The sequence below is a fragment of the Paenibacillus sp. N119s genome (assembly GCF_059447605.1).
This window is the reverse complement of the sequence record NZ_JCAJRU010000539.1, coordinates 1-356: the sequence shown is the minus strand read 5'-3', so window position 1 is coordinate 356 and position 356 is coordinate 1. Positions and strand designations below refer to the sequence as shown.

Below are 356 nucleotides of genomic sequence, written 5' to 3'. Positions count from 1 at the left end.
TACAGACAAGGCATACACCTTATCCTGTTCCTGTACCTTGGCTGTCAGAAAGATGATGCCAATACGCTCATTCGTCTCCCGAATTCTCCGACACACCTCAAAGCCGTCCATCCCTGGCACCATTACGTCAAGCAGCGCGATATCAATGTCCCGCACCGTGTTCAAAATATTCAGAGCCTCATGTCCTTCTGACGCCTCCAGCACCTCAAAGCCGTTACGTTTCAAGTTAATGACAATAAAGCTACGGATCGATTCCTCATCTTCCATGATTAAAACTTTACTCACTCTACTCTACCTGCCTTTCCCCCAACTTGTCTTTAATAGTTTTACGTGGCTCCAGTTCACTGGATCGCTTA

At 46.6% G+C, this 356-nt stretch carries 1 protein-coding gene; it reads right to left on the bottom strand.

The window, feature by feature from the left end; all coding sequences use genetic code 11:
* Positions 1–285 (bottom strand): response regulator (locus AC5V8P_RS26220; protein ID WP_495474134.1); only part of this gene is annotated, 285 nt, incomplete at its 3' end.
* Between the last annotated feature and the right edge of the window lie 71 nt (positions 286–356).